Genomic DNA, 17097 nt, shown 5'->3' with positions numbered 1-17097 from the left:
GATTGCTGTTTCCGCGCCCTCGCCTGTTCTGCTATGATTGCCGTTATCTGCGGGCATTACGCCACTACCACATTATTAAGTTTCAAGAGGTTATTTTACTCATGGCAATCATCGGCATCTTTTTTGGCAGCGACACGGGCAACACCGAGAATATTGCAAAAATGATTCAGAAGCAGCTTGGTAAAGATGTTGCTGATGTTCACGACATTGCCAAGAGCAGCAAAGAAGATCTGGAAGCCTACGACATTCTGCTGCTCGGCATTCCAACCTGGTACTACGGTGAAGCGCAGTGCGACTGGGACGATTTCTTCCCGACGCTGGAAGAGGTCGACTTCAACGGTAAACTGGCTGCACTGTTTGGCTGCGGCGACCAGGAAGACTATGCAGAATATTTCTGTGATGCATTAGGCACCATTCGCGACATTATCGAGCCGCGCGGCGCCACTATCGTGGGTCACTGGCCGACGGCGGGCTACCATTTTGAAGCCTCTAAAGGCCTGGCGGATGACGACCATTTCGTCGGTCTGGCTATCGATGAAGATCGCCAGCCTGAATTGACCAACGAACGTGTCTCTCAGTGGGTGAAGCAGGTTTCTGAAGAGCTGCACCTCGAAGAAATCAAAAACGCATAATGATCAAACGGCGCTACCTTATGGTTTCGCCGATTTGATAGGTAAAAGCAATAAAACTAATAGCTACAAGTTTTTAACTTTTAACCACATATCTGTACAATGTCCTCTGATTCGATGAGGTCAGGTGACGCAGTTTGTAACTGGCACCTCGTTTTTAACAGCATACAAGGCACGATGCTTGCGGTTTTCATTTCAACATGGCAGTTCTATAATGAGACGCATTACATCGGGTGATTCTCTGTATTACTTCCGCTGATGGAAGTAGATCGATTAGCAACAGGACAGATTCCGCATGACTGACAACAATACCGCATTAAAGAAGGCTGGCCTGAAAGTCACACTTCCACGATTAAAAATCCTGGAAGTTTTACAGGAACCGGATAACCATCACGTCAGTGCGGAAGATTTATACAAACGCCTGATCGACATGGGTGAAGAAATTGGTCTGGCTACCGTATACCGCGTACTGAACCAGTTTGATGATGCTGGCATTGTTACCCGCCATAATTTCGAAGGCGGTAAATCTGTTTTCGAACTGACGCAGCAGCATCATCACGATCACCTTATTTGCCTCGATTGTGGCAAAGTGATCGAGTTCAGTGATGACTCTATTGAAGCGCGCCAGCGTGAGATCGCTACCCGTCACGGCATCCGTCTGACCAACCACAGCCTGTACCTGTACGGCCACTGTGCAGAAGGCGACTGCCGCGAAGATGAGCATGCACACGACGCGGTGGAAAAATAAGTTCCCGCCGCGCAAACAGCAAAAAGCCAACCGTCAGGTTGGCTTTTTTTATGCGCTGATGGCTGAAGGCTATCAGGGTTTAGTATTGTTGCTGCGGATCTCTTTCCAGATTTGGTCGCAACGCGCTTTCACGGCCTGATCGTTGCCGGTGCGGGTCGCCAGAATGCACTGCTGGTAATCGAGGACGCGCACGCTTTCCTGATTTGCGAACTGCTGATGCTGCTTATCTTCTTTCAGCACATCCAGCACGCTCTGGCAGGCCTGGACCTTGTCCGGGTTGCCTTCTGCGGTATTAATGCAGGCGCTGTAGGCATCTTTCAGTTTTGCATCTTCTTTTGGCGCGGGAGACTGCGTACAGGCTACCAGCCCTGATGCCATTATCGCGATGAGCAATAGTTTTTTCATCATTAACCTCTCAGAGTTGCGGCAGGTTCAGGCCTGCCGCGACGGCATCAGAAAATAGTGAACGGGGCAATAACCATGAATTTCACGTCACGCTCATCCTGGAAGATGTTGCCATAACCACCGCTCCAGCTCGGGATATCGGTGTGGTTGTCGTATTGCGTGAAGTGCAGTTTGAACAGCGTGCCTTTGGCGCGTCCGTCCTGGACGGTGTACATGGCATCCAGGCTGTAGGCTGACTCTTCCAGACGGGTGTCCGCGTTGTAATAAGCGTCCGGCGTGGACATTCTGCCCGGCTTAGCATCCCAGGCGTAAACATATGATGCGCCAAACGCCCAGCCCGGCATGTTCCAGTTTTTCATGTCATACATCGCGCCGAAGAACACCGCTTTTTCGCCGTTGGCGTTGAAGTCAGAGCGGTTATCCCACCACACATCAAGACGACCGTTGGACGACGCATAGGTCGGGGTCATACGCTGCAGGAAGTAACCCTGCTGGCCGTCGGCTTTCACCCAGGTCCCTTCCAGACGCAGATCGAGCACATCAGCGACCTTATAACCGAAGGTCAATGCCTGCAGCCAGGCGGTGCCGTCGTAAATATCGTTGCTGCCGCCGTTGCTGACTTTGTCACGCGTACCGTAGAACTGGTAGCTGGTGTTTAACGGCGTGCCGGCAATATCAAATTTGTAGCTGGCTTTGGCAAAATACTGGTCGATATAGCCTTCAGCCTGGCCAAACGCCGCTTCCAGCACGAGGTCATTTTTGAAATCGTATTTGGCGCCCAGCGAGTGCAGATAATCGACTTTGGTTTTCTTGTCGTTCTGATAGAACTCATCCATTTCGATGTGCCATGGCGCTTTGTATTCGTTCGTCCACATGTAGGAGAAACTCAGCGCACCGGCGTCACCGTAATCAAAGTTGGCCCCGGCTTCAGCACCCTGGTAAGTACCCGGCATAAAGCTCCAGTGCGGAGCCAGCAGCGTTTGCCCGGTTGGCTGGATATAACCGGCACGCGCCCATACCGGGCCGTATTTAAATTTCGCCGCAGCCTTATACAGGCTGATCCCGCTCTTATCGCCAGAGTAATCTTCGTCATACGTTTTATTTCGTGAAGAGAAGGCAATTTCGTTCGGGTGTCCGCTTTCGCTGCTTTCCGCCATTTCGATGGCGGTGAAGGCCGCCACGTCAAGACCGAACATATCGGCAGCATAGCCGGACTGGAAGTCGAGGTTGGCGTTCCAGGTGGAGTGAGAAAGGTTGGTTTTGTACTGATCGCCGTCGGTCACATCTTTACGGTCACGCTCACGCTGCCAGTAATAGATACCGCCGGTTAATGTGGAATCATCAATAAATCCTGCTGCGCTGGCCTGCGGAACAACGATCCAGCTCGACATCGCGGTGACGGCGGCAATAGCCAACGCCAGCGTACTACGTTTGCCACTAAACGTACGCATGTGCATATCCTCTTTGACGTTTTAAAAGCGGTGCCAAGGGCAAACCGCGAAAAAATAAATAAGACTGCTAAAAAGTGGAGCGGTAAAAATCCGCCTGACCACTATTGATAGACTATTTTTCGTGACGCGAATTATCAATCTCTTTCGCCGACCAAAGCTTAAGATTATGACAAAGCGCACATATTCTATTTCTTTTTGTTACAATATTAGACGTCATACTTTTATCGCGGAAGTGTTTGCAAAATCAGGATAAAATAGAAAATGAAAGCGCTTACAACGGTTTTTCACGCCACTATCGCCGACAGACCAGACGCGAAATTCAACCAGCTGCAAACAAGATTAATTCGCATCACGAAAATAACCAAACCTGCTTTCTTGAGCGTCGCATTAGCGGGAATATTTGCCGTCCCCTCCTCCCTTCGAAATTCAATGCTCTACAGTTAATCTCATCACTGTCTTATAAAAGTTATTCATACCATGCGTTTTGAGTTAACGAGCTATTTTCAGGGGCGATTCTGGCTGCTGCTGGCGGTTTGCGCGGCGCTAATAAGCTATTTCTTACTGCCGCGAGGATTGGGGATGATTCAGCGCGCGTTGATTAGCTGGAACGTGCTGGCGTGGCTGTATTTGCTGTTTATGTGGTTGCGAATGCTGTCAACCAAAGTCAGCGACATACCGCGTATCGCCAGACGACAGGACCAGAGCGCGACTCTGGTATTAACCCTGATGATACTCGCCTGTTCGGCCAGCATCATTACCATCCTCAGCGAGCTTTCCACCCTGAAAGCGCTGACCGGTGGCACCCGGGTACTGCACCTGGTGCTGACGGCAAGCACCCTGATTGCCTCCTGGACTTTATTACCCAGCTCTTTCGCCATGCATTACGCGCACCGGCATTACCTGACCCTCAGCGATGAGGTCACCCCGATGATTTTTGCAGAAAAGCCCGACGCGCCGGGTTATTGGGATTTTCTCTACTACTCCTTCACTATCGCCGTCGCCTCGCAAACCGCAGATGTCGCTACGGGGACCACCGACATGCGTAAAATAACCCTGCTCCAGTCGGTTATCTCATTCATCTTTAATCTCATTATTCTTGGTCTATCGGTAAATGTCGGGGCCGGATTATTAAGTTAGCGACGGAAATGGCCGGCAGGATGCGCCAGACAACGCCTGAGCGGCTGTTGTCAGCAAAGAGGTCGTGACAGGTGAGATAAAAAAACGCCGCTTAGCGCGGCGTTTTTGATGGCGATATGCGACGCGGATTTATGCGCCGATTTTTGCCCAGGTATCACGCAGGCCCACGGTGCGGTTAAACACCAGATGGGTCGCGGTAGCATAACGGCTATCGAGGCAGAAATAACCTTCACGCTCGAACTGATAGGCTTTGCTGGCCTGTGCTTCCGCCAGGCTCGGCTCCGCGAAGCCGTGCTTAATCACCAGCGATTCCGGGTTCATAACCGTCAGGAAATCGTCTTCTGCGCCCGGGTTCGGCACGCTGAACAGACGATCGTAGAGACGGATTTCAACCGGCAGCGCGTGTGCTGCGCTGACCCAGTGGATCACGCCTTTCACCTTACGGCCATCGGCAGGATCTTTGCTCAGCGTATCGGCGTCGTAGGTACAGAAGATGGTGGTGATGGTACCTTCGGCATCCTTCTCTACGCGTTCGGCTTTGATCACGTAGGCATTGCGCAGGCGCACTTCTTTGCCCAGCACCAGACGCTTGTACTGCTTGTTGGCTTCTTCACGGAAGTCGGCGCGGTCAATCCAGATCTCGGCGCTGAACGGAACGTCACGGCTGCCCATCTCCGGCTTGTTCGGATGATTCGGCATCGTCACCATTTCGCTGCCGCCCTGCGGGTAGTTTTCGATTACCAGTTTAACCGGATCGATCACCGCCATCGCACGCGGGGCGTTTTCGTTGAGATCTTCGCGAATGCAGGATTCCAGCGACGCCATCTCAATGGTGTTGTCTTGCTTGGTCACGCCAATGCGCTTGCAAAACTCGCGGATGGACTCGGCGGTATAGCCGCGGCGACGCAGACCGGAAATGGTCGGCATACGCGGGTCGTCCCAGCCTTCAACGTGCTTCTCGGTCACCAGCTGGTTCAGCTTACGCTTGGACATCACGGTATATTCGAGATTCAGGCGCGAGAATTCATACTGACGCGGGTGAACCGGGATGCTGATGTTGTCCAGCACCCAGTCATACAGGCGACGGTTGTCCTGGAACTCCAGAGTACACAGCGAGTGGGTAATGCCTTCCAGCGCATCGCTGATGCAGTGCGTAAAGTCGTACATCGGGTAGATGCACCACTTGCTGCCGGTCTGGTGGTGATCGGCGAATTTAATTCGGTACAGCACCGGATCGCGCATCACGATAAACGGCGATGCCATATCGATTTTCGCACGCAGGCAGGCTTTGCCCTCTTCGAAACCACCGGCACGCATTTTTTCAAACAGCGCCAGGTTCTCTTCCACGCTGCGATCGCGGTACGGGCTGTTTTTGCCCGGCGCTTTCAGCGAACCGCGGTATTCGCGAATTTCATCCGCCGACAGTTCGTCAACGTAGGCCAGGCCTTTGTTAATCAGCTCAACGGCATACTGGTGCAGTTGATCAAAATAATCAGACGAGTAGCAAACTTCCCCGGACCAGTGGAAACCTAACCACTGCACGTCGTTTTTAATCGACTCAACGTATTCGATATCTTCTTTCACCGGGTTGGTGTCATCGAAACGCAGATTGCATTGGCCTTGATAATCCTGAGCAATACCGAAGTTCAGGCAAATAGATTTTGCATGGCCAATGTGCAGATAACCGTTCGGTTCCGGTGGGAAACGCGTGTGAACGGTGGTGTGCTTACCAGTAGCCAGATCTTCATCAATGATCTGACGAATAAAGTTAGTCGGGCGGGCTTCTGCCTCACTCATCGTGGGTTCCTCAAAGCGTAAACAACGTATAACGGCACATGATCTTACAAGCAGGACGTAGTGACAACTATTAGTTACGCAAAATCGCTGTCTGAAGATGATTATGGGGTCATTTGCTGTAAAAAAAAGCGGCGGAGGTTTCCCCCCGCCGCTCAGGCATAAACTCTACTCAGGAGCCTTACTTGCCTTTAATCTCATACAGTGGCGTCTGGCCAGCGATAACCTTACCGGTCGCCAGAATCACCAGCGCGCTGTAATCGTCGCTGTTGCTGCAGACGACCGGGCTGATCATTGAGCGTGCATTGGCATTCAGGAAGTCGAGATCCATTTCCAGAACTGGCTGGCCGGCTTTGACTTCCGCACCCTCTTCGACCAGGCGTTTGAAGCCTTTGCCTTCCAGCGCGACGGTATCGATGCCCATGTGGACAACAATTTCCGCGCCGTTTTCGGTTTCCAGACAGAACGCGTGGTTGGTATTGAAGATCTTAACCACTGTCCCTGCCGCTGGCGCAACCACGGTTTTATCCGTCGGTTTCACCGCCACACCGTCGCCGACGGCTTTGCTGGCGAAGGCTTCATCAGGTACCTGCTCCAGCGCCACGATATCACCGGTAATTGGCGATACCAGCGCCTCGATGGTTTTGGCATTCGCTACGGCCTGCGGTTTTGCGGCAGCCGTCGCTGCGGGTGCGCTTGTCGTGGCTGCTGCTGCGGCAACCGGACCGGTAGTCTTCATGGCGTTAGCAATTTTTTCAGCAACGAAGCCAACGATGATCTGGACGCTGGTTTTGTTCAGGCGAATCACGCCAGAAGCTCCCAGTTTTTTCGCCAGTGCTTCATTCACTAATGCGGAGTCTTTAACGTTCAGACGCAGACGGGTGATACAGGCGTCGATACCGGTCAGGTTGTCAGAACCGCCGACGGCGGCAATGTACTGACGCGCCAGACCTGCAACATCCTGCTCTTTATCACCGCTCACATTCACATCCTGACCATCCGCTTCGCTGCCGGCAACCGCCAGTTCACGACCCGGGGTCATCAGGTTGAATTTAGTGATGGTGAAGCGGAACACCACGTAGTAAATCACGAAGAACACCAGACCCTGCGGGATCAGCATGTACCAGTGAGTTGCCAGCGGGTTACGGGTGGACAGGAACATATCCACCAGACCGGCGCTGAAGCCGAAACCGGCAATCCAGTGCATGCTCGCCGCGATGAATACGGAGATCCCCGTCAGTACGGCGTGGATGAAATACAGCACCGGCGCCACGAACATGAAGGAGAATTCCAGCGGTTCGGTGATACCAGTAAAGAAGGCAGCAAATGCACCCGCCATCATAATACCCAGCACTTTCGCTTTATTCTCAGGACGCGCGCAGTGATAGATAGCCAGCGCCGCACCCGGCAGACCGAACATCATGATCGGGAAGAAGCCCGCCTGATAACGACCAGTGATACCGATTTCCGCTTTACCCGCAGCGATAGACTGTGCGCCACCGAGGAAGTTAGGAATATCGTTGATACCTGCCACGTCAAACCAGAATACGGAGTTCAGCGCGTGGTGCAGACCAACCGGGATCAGCAGACGGTTGAAGAACGCATAGATACCTGCGCCCGCAGAACCGAGTTTCTGGATGTGCTCACCGAAGTTTACCAGACCATCAAAAATGACCGGCCAGACATACATCAGGATGAACGCGACGACAATCATCACAAACGAGGTGAGGATTGGCACCAGACGACGGCCGCTGAAGAACGACAGCGCTTTCGGCAGTTCAACGCCGCTGAAGCGGTTGTACAGTTCGGCGGAGATAATACCGACAAGGATACCGACGAACTGGTTGCTGATTTTACCGAAAGCAGCAGGAACCTGGTCCGCAGGGATCTTCTGGATCATCGCGACCGCAGCAGGAGAACAAAGCGTGGTCAACACGAGGAAGCCCACAAAACCGGTCAGTGCCGCAGCACCATCTTTATCTTTGGACATACCGTAAGCCACACCAATGGCGAACAGTACAGACATGTTGTCGATGATGGCAGAACCGGACTTGATGAACAGCGCCGCAAGAGCGTTGTCGCCACCCCAGCTAACCGGGTCAATCCAGTAACCGACACCCATTAAGATCGCTGCCGCTGGCAGCGTGGCGACCGGCACCATCAGTGCGCGACCAACCTTTTGTAAATAGCCTAGAATGCTCACTTTATTCCCCCTATTAGACCCCGTAAGGCTCGTGTAAAGCCATTTTTTTATTGTGTAACCAGGTCAGATTTTTAACTTACTGGTAAAGTGTGTTGAAAATTAATTCGTATCGCAAATTAATTACGTATTTTTTGTGACTATAATCACCAAATATCGTATTAACCCCTCCCGATGACTGGCTAACTTCGAAAACTTATTTTATCATTCAAAAAATCAACACGGATTGACCCCGGTCGGCGTAGAGACTGCAATACTCTTAATAGTATGCTGGCGCCAATCCGCCAGGTTCTAATTTAACTATAGAGGTGAAGAATGAGACTGATCCCCCTGGTAACCGCTGAACAAGTCGGCAAATGGGCCGCTCGCCATATCGTTAATCGCATCAATGCGTTCAAACCGACAGCAGACCGTCCGTTTGTCCTTGGTCTGCCTACCGGTGGCACCCCTCTGACCGCTTACAAAGCGCTGGTTGAGATGCACAAATCAGGCCAGGTCAGCTTCAAACATGTTGTCACCTTCAACATGGACGAATACGTTGGTCTGCCGAAAGAGCATCCGGAAAGCTATCATAGCTTCATGCATCGCAACTTCTTTGATCACGTTGATATTCCGGCGGAAAACATTAACCTTCTGAATGGTAACGCGCCAGATATCGATGCAGAATGCCGTCGTTATGAAGAAAAAATCCGCTCTTACGGCAAAATTAACCTGTTTATGGGCGGCGTAGGCAACGACGGACACATCGCGTTCAACGAACCGGCTTCTTCTCTGGCTTCTCGTACCCGTATTAAAACCCTGACCCATGACACCCGCGTGGCAAACTCCCGCTTCTTCGACGGCGACGTTGATCTGGTACCAAAATACGCCCTCACCGTTGGCGTGGGTACTCTGCTGGATGCCGAAGAAGTGATGATTCTGGTGCTGGGCCATCAGAAAGCGCTGGCGCTGCAGGCGGCGGTAGAAGGCAACGTCAACCATATGTGGACCATCACCTGTCTGCAGCTGCACCCGAAAGCGGTTGTGGTCTGCGACGAGCCGTCCACCATGGAGCTGAAAGTGAAGACGTTGAAATACTTCAATGAATTAGAAGCCGAAAACGTCAAAGGGCTGTAAGGTAGTCTGGTCCTGCGGCCTGTCCGCGGGACATTTCATTTTTTTGATGCGCCCGCTCCCCTCGCGCTACCCAGGCCTGGCCTGGAGAAGCCAGCGGCAGGAGCGTGCGTGAACCGGGGGTCGTAATGTATGCATTAACCCAAGGCCGGATTTATACCGGTCATGAAATTTTGGATGACCATGCGATTGTTATCGCTGATGGCCTTATCGAACGTATCTGTTCACTGGCTGATTTACCGTCTGGGATTGAGCAACGCTCGGTCAATGGCGCCATTCTTGCCCCCGGTTTTATCGACGTCCAGCTGAATGGCTGCGGCGGCGTGCAGTTTAACGACAGCCCTGATGCGGTCACTGTCGACACGCTGGAAATCATGCAAAAAGCCAACGAACGTTCTGGCTGCACCAGCTATCTGCCGACGCTGATCACCTCCAGCGACGAGCTGATGAAACAGGGCGTGCGCGTGATGCGCGAATACCTGCAAAAACATCCGAACCAGGCGCTGGGCCTGCACCTCGAAGGCCCGTGGCTGAACATGGTGAAGAAAGGCACGCACAACCCGGATTATGTTCGCAAACCGGATGCGGCGCTGGTCGATTTCCTGTGTGAAAACGCCGATGTGATTACCAAGGTGACGCTTGCGCCTGAGCGCGTCGGTAGCGAAGTGATTCGCCAGCTGGTCGCGGCCGGGATCGTCGTTTCCGCCGGGCATTCCAACGCCACATTGAAAGAGGCAAAAGCAGGCTTCCGCGCTGGCATCACCTTCGCCACGCACCTGTATAATGCTATGCCGTATATTACCGGGCGTGAACCGGGCCTGGCAGGCGCGATTTTCGACGAGCCGGACGTCTACTGCGGTATTATCGTCGACGGGATGCACGTCGATTATGCTAACGTGCGAAATGCCAAACGCCTCAAGGGTGACAAGCTGTGTCTGGTCACCGATGCCACCGCCCCGGCGGGTGCAGAGATTGAGCAGTTCATTTTTGCTGGTAAAACAATATACTACCGGAATGGGCTGTGCGTAGATGAAAACGGAACCCTCAGCGGGTCTTCACTGACCATGATTGAAGGTGTCCGGAACCTCGTCGAACATTGCGGTATTGCGCTGGACGAAGTGTTGCGGATGGCAACCCTCTACCCTGCGCGCGCGATTGGCGTAGAACAGCAGCTCGGCAGCATCGCACCGGGAATGGTCGCTAACCTGACCGCCTTTACCCGCGATTATAAAATCATCAAGACCATCGTTAATGGTAACGAGGTCGTCACTGAGTAAGTAAAGTATGACAGCAGGCGGACATGCTCAAATTGGTAACGTTGATCTCGTAAAACAGCTGAACAGCGCGGCCGTGTACCGGCTCATTGACCAGCACGGCCCTATCTCGCGCATTCAGATCGCGGAACAAAGCCAGCTTGCCCCTGCCAGCGTGACCAAAATCACGCGTCAACTGATTGAACGCGGACTGATCAAAGAAGTCGATCAGCAGGCCTCCACCGGAGGCCGCCGCGCCATCTCTATTATTGCGGAAACCCGCAATTTCCACGCGATCGGGGTACGTCTTGGCCGCCATGACGCCACCCTGACCCTGTACGATCTGAGCAGTAAGACGCTGGAAGAAGAACACTTCCCGCTGCCGGAGCGCACCCAGGAAACCCTGGAACATGCCCTGCTCAACATCATTGCTGCCTTTATTGAACGCTGTCAGCGCAAAATCCGCGAGCTTATCGCCATTTCGGTGATTCTTCCTGGTCTGGTTGACCCGGAAAGCGGCGTGATCCGCTACATGCCGCACATTCCGGTGGAGAACTGGGGGCTGGTCGAGGCGTTAGAAAAACGTTTTAAAGTTACCTGCTTTGTGGGGCACGACATCCGTAGTCTGGCGCTGGCAGAACACTATTTTGGTGCAAGCCAGGACTGCGAAGACTCAATTCTGGTGCGCGTGCACCGCGGGACCGGCGCGGGGATTATCTCCAATGGCCGTATTTTTATCGGCCGTAACGGCAACGTTGGTGAAATCGGCCATATCCAGGTCGACCCGCTCGGCGAGCGCTGCCACTGCGGCAATTTCGGCTGCCTGGAAACCGTGGCGGCAAATGCTGCCATCGAGCATCGCGTGCATCACCTGCTCGAACAGGGTTACCAGAGCCGGCTGACCATCGATGACTGCTCGATCAAAACCATCTGCAAAGCCGCCAATAAGGGCGATGCGCTGGCTTGTGAAGTGGTCGAACACGTCGGGCGCCACCTCGGGAAAACCATCGCGATTGCGATTAACCTGTTTAACCCGCAAAAAGTGGTGATCGCCGGCGAGATTGTCGAAGCGGAGAAAGTGCTGCTACCTGCCATTGAAGGCTGTATTAATGCCCAGGCGTTGAAGGCGTTTCGCAAAAATCTACCGGTGGTGCGTTCCACACTGGATCACCGTTCTGCCATCGGCGCTTTTGCGCTGGTGAAACGCGCCATGCTCAACGGTATTCTGCTCCAGCGTTTGCTGGAAAGCTAATGCAGCTATATAGTTTCGCCTTTCTTTTAATGATGTCGGACAGTCGATGACCATTCAAAACGTAATCTGTGATATTGACGGCGTGCTGATGCACGACAACGTGGCCGTACCGGGCGCGGCTGAATTTATCAAACGTATCCTCGATAAAGGGATGCCGTTGGTGATGTTGACCAACTACCCTTCCCAGACCGGGCAGGATCTGGCAAACCGCTTCGCGACCGCCGGGATCGATGTACCGGATAGCGCCTTTTACACCTCCGCGATGGCGACGGCGGATTTCCTGCGCCGTCAGGAAGGCAAGAAAGCCTACGTCGTCGGAGAAGGCGCGCTGATCCACGAACTGTATAAAGCCGGCTTCACCATTACCGATGTTAATCCGGACTTTGTTATCGTCGGTGAGACCCGCTCCTTTAACTGGGAGATGATGCATAAAGCGGCCTTCTTCGTCGCTAACGGCGCGCGTTTTATTGCCACCAACCCGGATACGCACGGGCGCGGTTTCTACCCGGCCTGCGGCGCGCTCTGTGCCGGTATTGAGAAAATCTCCGGGCGCAAACCCTTCTACGTGGGCAAACCCAGCCCGTGGATTATCCGCTCTGCGCTGAATAAAATGCAGGCGCACTCCGAGCAGACGGTCATCGTCGGCGATAACTTACGGACCGATATCCTGGCGGGCTTCCAGGCGGGCCTGGAGACAATCCTGGTGCTCTCTGGCGTCTCGACCCTCGACGATATCGACAGCCTGCCGTTCCGGCCGTCGTGGATCTATCCCTCCGTCGCCGAAATTGATGTTTTCTGAAAAAAACCACGTCTCAGGACGTGGTTTTTCATTTATACCCCACCGAAAACCATCCCCATCTAATAAAAAAGGCTTATTACTGAGGATTCATCAATAAACCAGCTCAAAAGATGTGCTTTTTTTACTATTCAACAATCGTCATTGCGTTTTTTCTTTTAGTGACCCTAAATCCCTTGCGCCCCTCTCTCCTTTGCGGCATTTTCTTATCCATGCACTAAGACATCGCAGTAAGACGACGTCTGCACAACATCACAACACGATAGGGTAATGGAGAAGGTTATGTGTTCAATTTTCGGCGTACTGGATATTAAAACTGACGCGGTCGAACTGCGTAAAAAGGCACTGGAACTTTCCCGCCTGATGCGCCACCGCGGCCCTGACTGGTCTGGTGTGTACGCCAGTGACAAAGCGATTCTGGTCCATGAGCGTCTGTCTATCGTCGACGTTAACGCCGGCGCCCAGCCGCTGTACAACCAACAAAAAACCCATGCCCTGGCGGTCAACGGTGAAATCTACAACCACCAGGCGCTGCGTGCAGAATACGGCGACCGCTACACCTTCCAGACCGGCTCCGACTGTGAAGTGATCCTCGCGCTGTATCAGGAAAAAGGTCCGGCATTCCTCGACGATCTGCAGGGGATGTTCGCCTTCGCACTGTACGACAGTGAGCAGGACGCCTACCTGATTGGCCGCGACCATATCGGTATTATTCCGCTGTATATGGGCCACGACGAACACGGTAACTTCTACGTTGCTTCTGAAATGAAAGCGCTGGTGCCGGTTTGCCGCACCATTAAAGAGTTCCCGGCAGGCAGCTACCTGTGGAGCAAAGACGGTGAAATCCGTGAGTACTATCAGCGCGACTGGTTTGACTATGACGCGGTAAAAGACAACGTCACCGATAAAAACGAACTGCGCCAGGCGCTGGAAGAGTCGGTGAAAAGCCACCTGATGTCCGACGTTCCATACGGCGTGCTGCTGTCTGGCGGTCTGGATTCATCGGTGATTTCTGCTATCACCAAAAAATTTGCCGCACGCCGGGTTGAAGATCAGGAACGCAGCGAAGCCTGGTGGCCGCAGCTGCACTCCTTCGCCGTCGGCCTGCAGGGTTCACCAGACCTGAAAGCCGCGCAGGAAGTGGCAAACCATTTGGGAACCGTGCACCACGAAATTCACTTCACCGTGCAGGAAGGCCTTGATGCCATCCGTGACGTTATCTATCACATCGAGACCTATGATGTGACCACCATCCGCGCCTCCACGCCGATGTATTTGATGTCGCGTAAAATCAAAGCCATGGGCATCAAAATGGTGCTGTCCGGCGAAGGTTCTGATGAAGTGTTCGGTGGCTATCTCTATTTCCACAAAGCCCCGAACGCCAAAGAGCTGCATGAAGAGACCGTGCGTAAACTGCAGTCGCTGCATATGTTTGACTGCGCACGTGCCAACAAAGCAATGTCGGCCTGGGGTGTGGAAGCCCGCGTACCGTTCCTGGACAAGCAGTTCCTTGATGTGGCGATGCGCATCAACCCGCAGGATAAAATGTGCGGCAACGGCAAAATGGAAAAGCATATTCTGCGTGAATGCTTTGAATCCTACCTGCCGGCCAGCGTCGCCTGGCGCCAGAAAGAGCAGTTCTCTGACGGCGTAGGTTACAGCTGGATCGATACGCTGAAAGAAGTTGCGGCGAAACAGGTCACTGACCAGCAGCTGGAAACCGCCAGCTTCCGTTTCCCGTACAACACGCCGTCATCAAAAGAGGCGTACCTGTACCGCGAAATCTTTGAAGAGCTGTTCCCGGTTCCTAGCGCCGCGGAATGTGTACCGGGTGGTCCGTCCGTAGCCTGTTCTTCCGCTAAAGCGATTGAATGGGACGAAGCGTTCAAAACCATGAACGATCCATCAGGACGCGCCGTCGGCGTTCACCAGTCAGCCTATAAATAAGCATTTTGCATCGACAACGGACCCTCAGGGGTCCGTTTTTTTTATGGTTTTTTTTCGCGTAAAAAACGAGAAATAACTAATAATTGCCGATTATTGCATCACGCTGTTCGCAACCTAACCAAACAGTCACATTCCGGCGATTTTCCGTGAAAAAGGGGTTGACGCTCGCAGGCCCAATACGCATAATGCGCCCCGCAACGCCGATAAGGTAACGCGAAAAAAAGATGGCTACGTAGCTCAGCTGGTTAGAGCACATCACTCATAATGATGGGGTCACAGGTTCGAATCCCGTCGTAGCCACCATCTTTTTTTGCGGGAGTGGCGAAATTGGTAGACGCACCAGATTTAGGTTCTGGCGCCGCAAGGTGTGCGAGTTCAAGTCTCGCCTCCCGCACCATTCACCCAAAGCGTTGCACGGATGGGGTATCTCCTGGTTGTAAGATAGCCATAAGGCTACCGGCAATAAGTTTGTAGATACCACTTCCTGGCAGTACAAGATTTTCTGTTGGGGTATCGCCAAGCGGTAAGGCACCGGTTTTTGATACCGGCATTCCCTGGTTCGAATCCAGGTACCCCAGCCATATTTCTTCGATATTTGCGGTTCACCGCGACGGTCATTGGGGTATCGCCAAGCGGTAAGGCACCGGTTTTTGATACCGGCATTCCCTGGTTCGAATCCAGGTACCCCAGCCATCGAAGAATATGATAGTATCTGGCTACGTAGCTCAGCTGGTTAGAGCACATCACTCATAATGATGGGGTCACAGGTTCGAATCCCGTCGTAGCCACCATATAAAGTATTTATTGATTCAGTTCGATAAATCTAAAAAAATTGTTGGGGTATCGCCAAGCGGTAAGGCTCTGGTTTCTGATACCAGCATTCCGAGGTTCGAATCCTCGTACCCCAGCCAATTTAAAAAGTCGTTCACATGTGAGCGCACCCGTTGGGGTATCGCCAAGCGGTAAGGCTCTGGTTTCTGATACCAGCATTCCGAGGTTCGAATCCTCGTACCCCAGCCACTTATTGTAAAAAAGCTCGCTTCGGCGGGCTTTTTTGCTTTCTACGGTCGGTGATTTTAGCGAGCCCCGACGGCGCACAACGCCAGCCGGGGGCTCGGGATCACAACCCTAGCGCATACTTCAGTGCCCGACGCTTAACGACGCCAGCGCGCGCCGCAGCCATTAAACCGATATTACGCAGCACCCGTACAGGCGCCAGATCGTTGCTGAAGCCGGCGTAGAACAGATCCATCCCCGACTGCATCATTAAATTATCTGCCCGACGTCGCGCCTGATAACGCTCAAGCACGGATAACCCCGCCCACGTCTCGCCGTGGCTTTTCGCCTCAGCCAGCACGTCCAACAGCGCATCGACGTCCCGATAGCCCAGATTAACGCCCTGTCCTGCCAGCGGATGAATGGTATGCGCCGCATCCCCCACCAGCGCCAGCCCCGGCTGCACATACTGCATCGCATGGCGGCGGGTCAGTGGAAATGCCCCGGCGTTAAGCGGCGTCACCTGCCCAAGTCGCGAAGGGAAATGACGCATAATCTCCTGCTGTAGCTGCGGCATGCTCATGGCCTGCAGCTGGCGAATGCGCGCGGGCGTGTCGTACCACACCAGCGACGCCCAGTGGTCAAACAGCGGCAGAAAGGCCCGTGGACCCGTTGGCGTAAACTGTTGCCAGGTGCTGTCGCCGGGGTCGTTGGCACACTGCACGCTGATGAGCATGCAGGATTGCTGATACTGCCACGCCTGCACGCCAATGCCCGCCAGCTGACGTACCTGCGAATTTGCGCCATCCGCACCGATCACCAGCGCCGCCGCGCACTCGCTGCCATCGCTCAGACGCAGCGTCGTGCCCGTAGGCTCGCGCTGTATCGCCTGTAACGCAGCCCCTACCCGCAACGTGACCTGCTGATGCGCCTCCAGCGCCTGCCACAAGGCGAGCTGCAGTACGTTGTTTTCAACCATGTAGCCCAGCTCCGGCAGCTTTAGCTCCGCGGCATCAAACGTCACATGGGCGGATTCCCACTCCCAGGTCTCGAGACGACGATAGGCATGCACGCGCATCGCCCGCATCGCCTCCCAGACGCCGAGGCTTTTGAGCAACGCCACCGATGAGGCGCCGATGGCAGAAATACGCACATCCGGCGCTGCTGAAGCGTCAAATGCCGGCGGTGTCGACGGCTCAATGACCGTCACCGTAAACCCGTGTTGAGCCAGCCCCAACGCCAGGGCGCCGCCCACCATTCCGCCACCGACAATGGCGACATCTGTTGCATGAATTGTCATGGTGATTATCCTTAAACCAGAATCCGCTCAGTTTACCGGATTTTCCGTCACCTTGCGGTGATAACGCTCGTACTGG

The 17097-nt window shown here is 53.6% G+C and carries 13 protein-coding genes, 7 tRNA genes and 1 pseudogene; 16 read left to right on the top strand and 5 right to left on the bottom strand.

What is annotated here, in order from left to right:
- Positions 1-101: 101 nt before the first annotated feature.
- Both fldA and fur read left to right on the top strand, forming a co-directional pair.
- A complete protein-coding gene (gene fldA, locus EDF82_RS13100; protein ID WP_174508395.1) occupies positions 102-632 on the top strand; it encodes a flavodoxin FldA in 531 nt (176 codons plus the stop codon).
- Between the two features lie 292 nt (positions 633-924).
- Positions 925-1377 carry a ferric iron uptake transcriptional regulator gene (gene fur, locus EDF82_RS13095; protein ID WP_123755968.1) on the top strand — a complete coding sequence of 151 codons (453 nt, stop codon included), beginning with the start codon at positions 925-927 and terminating at the stop codon, positions 1375-1377.
- Between the two features lie 72 nt (positions 1378-1449).
- Here the strand turns inward: fur and chiQ are convergent, their stop codons facing one another.
- Both chiQ and chiP read right to left on the bottom strand, forming a co-directional pair.
- Entirely contained in the window at positions 1450-1782 is a 333-nt protein-coding gene (gene chiQ, locus EDF82_RS13090; protein WP_123755967.1) for a ChiQ/YbfN family lipoprotein, read from the bottom strand.
- 47 nt (positions 1783-1829) lie between these two features.
- Positions 1830-3233, bottom strand: a complete 1404-nt coding sequence (gene chiP / locus EDF82_RS13085) for a chitoporin (protein WP_123755966.1) — start codon at positions 3231-3233, stop codon at positions 1830-1832.
- A gap of 64 nt (positions 3234-3297) precedes the next feature.
- Here chiP and EDF82_RS25455 point away from each other — a divergent pair.
- Both EDF82_RS25455 and EDF82_RS13070 read left to right on the top strand, forming a co-directional pair.
- Positions 3298-3483, top strand: a pseudogene (locus EDF82_RS25455) (methionine synthase); the annotation flags it as partial.
- A gap of 227 nt (positions 3484-3710) precedes the next feature.
- Positions 3711-4370, top strand: coding sequence for a DUF1345 domain-containing protein (locus tag EDF82_RS13070; protein ID WP_123755964.1), 660 nt, complete (start codon positions 3711-3713; stop codon positions 4368-4370).
- Positions 4371-4499: 129 nt separating this feature from the next.
- On the opposite strand, the gene glnS is transcribed toward EDF82_RS13070, so the two are convergent.
- Entirely contained in the window at positions 4500-6167 is a 1668-nt protein-coding gene (glnS, locus tag EDF82_RS13065) for a glutamine--tRNA ligase (protein WP_123755963.1), read from the bottom strand.
- A 178-nt stretch (positions 6168-6345) separates the two neighbouring features.
- The gene (gene nagE, locus EDF82_RS13060; RefSeq protein ID WP_123755962.1) at positions 6346-8367 is read right to left on the bottom strand and encodes an N-acetylglucosamine-specific PTS transporter subunit IIBC; all 2022 of its coding nucleotides are present in this window, start codon (positions 8365-8367) and stop codon (positions 6346-6348) included.
- 312 nt (positions 8368-8679) lie between these two features.
- Between nagE and nagB the strand changes: the two genes are divergently transcribed.
- From nagB to EDF82_RS13000, 12 genes are all read left to right on the top strand, one after another.
- Complete coding sequence (gene nagB, locus EDF82_RS13055; RefSeq protein ID WP_123755961.1) at positions 8680-9480, top strand: glucosamine-6-phosphate deaminase; 801 nt, start codon at positions 8680-8682, stop codon at positions 9478-9480.
- Between the two features lie 125 nt (positions 9481-9605).
- The gene (gene nagA, locus EDF82_RS13050) at positions 9606-10754 is read left to right on the top strand and encodes an N-acetylglucosamine-6-phosphate deacetylase (RefSeq protein ID WP_123755960.1); all 1149 of its coding nucleotides are present in this window, start codon (positions 9606-9608) and stop codon (positions 10752-10754) included.
- Between the two features lie 7 nt (positions 10755-10761).
- A complete protein-coding gene (locus EDF82_RS13045) occupies positions 10762-11982 on the top strand; it encodes an N-acetylglucosamine repressor (RefSeq protein WP_123755959.1) in 1221 nt (406 codons plus the stop codon).
- A gap of 46 nt (positions 11983-12028) precedes the next feature.
- Positions 12029-12781 (top strand): HAD-IIA family hydrolase, encoded by a 753-nt coding sequence (locus EDF82_RS13040; RefSeq protein ID WP_123755958.1) that lies wholly within the window; start codon positions 12029-12031, stop codon positions 12779-12781.
- A 279-nt stretch (positions 12782-13060) separates the two neighbouring features.
- Positions 13061-14725: an asparagine synthase B gene (gene asnB / locus EDF82_RS13035; protein ID WP_123755957.1), complete on the top strand. Its 1665-nt coding sequence runs from the start codon at positions 13061-13063 to the stop codon at positions 14723-14725.
- 226 nt (positions 14726-14951) lie between these two features.
- A tRNA-Met gene (locus EDF82_RS13030) sits at positions 14952-15028 on the top strand.
- 9 nt (positions 15029-15037) lie between these two features.
- Positions 15038-15122, top strand: a tRNA-Leu gene (locus EDF82_RS13025).
- 109 nt (positions 15123-15231) lie between these two features.
- Positions 15232-15306, top strand: a tRNA-Gln gene (locus tag EDF82_RS13020).
- Between the two features lie 37 nt (positions 15307-15343).
- A tRNA-Gln gene (locus EDF82_RS13015) sits at positions 15344-15418 on the top strand.
- A 21-nt stretch (positions 15419-15439) separates the two neighbouring features.
- Positions 15440-15516 (top strand) — tRNA-Met (locus EDF82_RS13010).
- 45 nt (positions 15517-15561) lie between these two features.
- Positions 15562-15636 (top strand) — tRNA-Gln (locus tag EDF82_RS13005).
- 34 nt (positions 15637-15670) lie between these two features.
- A tRNA-Gln gene (locus EDF82_RS13000) sits at positions 15671-15745 on the top strand.
- A 100-nt stretch (positions 15746-15845) separates the two neighbouring features.
- Here EDF82_RS13000 and ubiF read toward each other — a convergent pair.
- Complete coding sequence (ubiF, locus tag EDF82_RS12995; RefSeq protein WP_123755956.1) at positions 15846-17021, bottom strand: 3-demethoxyubiquinol 3-hydroxylase; 1176 nt, start codon at positions 17019-17021, stop codon at positions 15846-15848.
- Positions 17022-17097: the final 76 nt, after the last annotated feature.

The organism is Klebsiella sp. BIGb0399 (assembly GCF_003752615.1).
Lineage (GTDB): Bacteria > Pseudomonadota > Gammaproteobacteria > Enterobacterales > Enterobacteriaceae > Klebsiella > Klebsiella lignicola.
The sequence above is the reverse complement of the archived record's forward strand: the minus strand, read 5'-3'. Positions and strand labels throughout refer to the sequence as shown.

Coding starts and splice junctions, on each gene's coding strand:
- fldA (WP_174508395.1), top strand. CDS start 102: ATGGCAATCATCGGCATCTTTTTTGGCAGCGACACGGGCAACACCGAG.
- fur (WP_123755968.1), top strand. CDS start 925: ATGACTGACAACAATACCGCATTAAAGAAGGCTGGCCTGAAAGTCACA.
- chiQ (WP_123755967.1), bottom strand. CDS start 1,782: ATGAAAAAACTATTGCTCATCGCGATAATGGCATCAGGGCTGGTAGCC.
- chiP (WP_123755966.1), bottom strand. CDS start 3,233: ATGCGTACGTTTAGTGGCAAACGTAGTACGCTGGCGTTGGCTATTGCC.
- EDF82_RS13070 (WP_123755964.1), top strand. CDS start 3,711: ATGCGTTTTGAGTTAACGAGCTATTTTCAGGGGCGATTCTGGCTGCTG.
- glnS (WP_123755963.1), bottom strand. CDS start 6,167: ATGAGTGAGGCAGAAGCCCGCCCGACTAACTTTATTCGTCAGATCATT.
- nagB (WP_123755961.1), top strand. CDS start 8,680: ATGAGACTGATCCCCCTGGTAACCGCTGAACAAGTCGGCAAATGGGCC.
- nagA (WP_123755960.1), top strand. CDS start 9,606: ATGTATGCATTAACCCAAGGCCGGATTTATACCGGTCATGAAATTTTG.
- EDF82_RS13045 (WP_123755959.1), top strand. CDS start 10,762: ATGACAGCAGGCGGACATGCTCAAATTGGTAACGTTGATCTCGTAAAA.
- EDF82_RS13040 (WP_123755958.1), top strand. CDS start 12,029: ATGACCATTCAAAACGTAATCTGTGATATTGACGGCGTGCTGATGCAC.
- asnB (WP_123755957.1), top strand. CDS start 13,061: ATGTGTTCAATTTTCGGCGTACTGGATATTAAAACTGACGCGGTCGAA.
- ubiF (WP_123755956.1), bottom strand. CDS start 17,021: ATGACAATTCATGCAACAGATGTCGCCATTGTCGGTGGCGGAATGGTG.